2 protein-coding genes and 1 pseudogene are annotated in these 1,952 nt (G+C 48.1%); 2 read left to right on the plus strand and 1 reads right to left on the minus strand.

Annotation, left to right across the window (positions count from 1 at the left end; translation table 11 throughout):
- Together RMO35_RS10500 and RMO35_RS10505 are read left to right on the plus strand one after the other, a co-directional pair.
- Positions 1-285, plus strand: a pseudogene (locus tag RMO35_RS10500) (bacitracin ABC transporter ATP-binding protein); the annotation flags it as partial.
- Between the two features lie 95 nt (positions 286-380).
- Positions 381-1,166, plus strand: coding sequence for a nitrate ABC transporter ATP-binding protein (locus tag RMO35_RS10505; RefSeq protein ID WP_309741009.1), 786 nt, complete (start codon positions 381-383; stop codon positions 1,164-1,166).
- Positions 1,167-1,289: 123 nt separating this feature from the next.
- Here RMO35_RS10505 and RMO35_RS10510 read toward each other — a convergent pair whose 3' ends face one another.
- Positions 1,290-1,514 carry a hypothetical protein gene (locus tag RMO35_RS10510; RefSeq protein ID WP_309741011.1) on the minus strand — a complete coding sequence of 75 codons (225 nt, stop codon included), beginning with the start codon at positions 1,512-1,514 and terminating at the stop codon, positions 1,290-1,292.
- Positions 1,515-1,952: the final 438 nt, after the last annotated feature.

Raw genomic sequence — 1,952 nt, forward strand, 5'->3', positions numbered from 1 at the left:
GCCAACTGTCCTCGCCGCGTCGAAGGACTGTGGATTCTCACTCAACTCGCGCGTTGGGGCATCACCCCTTTCCCTAAAAATCACCTCGAAATCTTGTCTAGAGTCCGCCGGGTAGACCATTTTCTCACGGCTTGTCAGGAACTAGGCTACATCGGCATCGAACCCGATCGCGACCCGTTCCAGCTCTTCGACGGGCAAGTCTTTAATCCTGATGAGCCGCTAAATTATCTCCGCAATCAGCCCATTCATCGGGAGCTGGAAGTTAGAAATGTGGATATTGCCTAGGGTGAGTTGCTGCGGAGATCTACCCACCCCGCCCGTTGGGCACCCCTCCGAGGAGGGGATTTTATAGACGATCCTCTCTATTTACTTAAAAACACATGGCATTCCTGACGATCGATCGAGTTACCAAAGTTTATCCCACTGCTAGCGGCCCTGCTACCATCCTCGATGGGATCGACTTGGCAGTTAATGAGGGCGAATTCATCTGTCTGATCGGGCACTCTGGCTGCGGTAAATCCACCCTCCTGAATATGGTTTCGGGATTCAATACCCCGACTAGCGGTACTGTGACCCTGCAAAACCAACTGATTACCGAACCTGGCCCCGATCGGATGATGGTGTTTCAGAATTACTGTCTGTTGCCGTGGCTGACGGCTTATGACAACATTTACATCGCTGTTGATTCTGTTTATCCTACTTACACCGAAGCTCAAAAAAAAGAAATCGTCCGCGAGCATCTAAATATGGTGGGATTGACTGAATCCGCCAGCAAGAAGCCCGGACAGCTCTCTGGAGGGATGAAACAACGGGTCGCGATCGCCCGCGCCCTGGCGATCAAACCTCAAGTGCTAATCTTAGATGAACCCTTCGGTGCCCTCGATGCGATTACCAAGGAAGAATTGCAAGACGAACTCCTGGCAATTTGGCGCGAAAATAAGGTCACAGTATTGATGATTACTCACGATATCGACGAGGCACTATATCTAGCCGATCGATTGGTGATGATGACTAATGGCCCTGCTGCCAAGATTGGCGAAGTATTAGATATCCCCTTCGATCGACCGCGCGATCGCGAGAAAATTATGGCTAGCGGTACCTATATCGAGCTACGAAATTATGCTCTCGATTTCCTCTTCAATCGCTACGCTCATCTGGATGACTAGCTTTGATTATAAGTGGGATAAAAGCCCGATTTGTCCCGCGAATATGTATCTGTAACTACACAATCTCGATCGCTTCCATAAAATAAAGGGTGGATATTATCCACCCTTTATTTTATGCGATTGTTATTGGGCTGAGGTTACTGTGGCGGCTGGAGAGACTTGCTTGTGACTGGGGTGAATTTCGGCGGGGTATGATGGAGACATCCAGAGCAAGGGTAGGAATGTCAAGCCGAGAATGGTTACTAGCGAAGCAGCAACCGAAATTTTAGATAACTGGATCGGTTGGATATCTTGAGGCTCGCGAACGACGCGATCGGTTGGTTTCGATGCAATTGAGGTAAAAGTCATGTATTTTTCTCCTAATCTCTATCGATATCTACAGCGAACATTTTCTATTTTCCGCAAACTTACGGATGCGATTGTCAACACCTCGGATAGTTCCGGGATGACACTCGATTTAGAAATAGTAGAATGCGGCAATCTCCTCATTTTAACGTGACATTTTGCCCGGTGAGAACGACGCTAACTTTGGTCGATCGGCGATCGATGTTCTGTAATAGCGTGAGGACTAGGGATACTTGCAATTGATAAGTAATATGGAGCATTAATGAGAAATTCGCTCAAAGCCACCATCTGTAACCCCTACGCCATTCATGTAGAAATGTTACGATAAAGACGGCAACCATTTTTCCCGATCGCGTCCATGTCAAATTCATTTCCGAAAGTTGTAGTTATTGGTGCTGGCATCGGCGGCTTGACAGCGGGTGCATTATTGGCAAAACGTGG

It is taken from the genome of Chamaesiphon sp. OTE_20_metabat_361 (genome assembly GCF_031364565.1).

Excerpts from the sequence above, each read along its gene's own strand:
- RMO35_RS10505 (WP_309741009.1), top strand. The coding sequence starts at position 381 with ATGGCATTCCTGACGATCGATCGAGTTACCAAAGTTTATCCCACTGCT.
- RMO35_RS10510 (WP_309741011.1), bottom strand. The coding sequence starts at position 1,514 with ATGACTTTTACCTCAATTGCATCGAAACCAACCGATCGCGTCGTTCGC.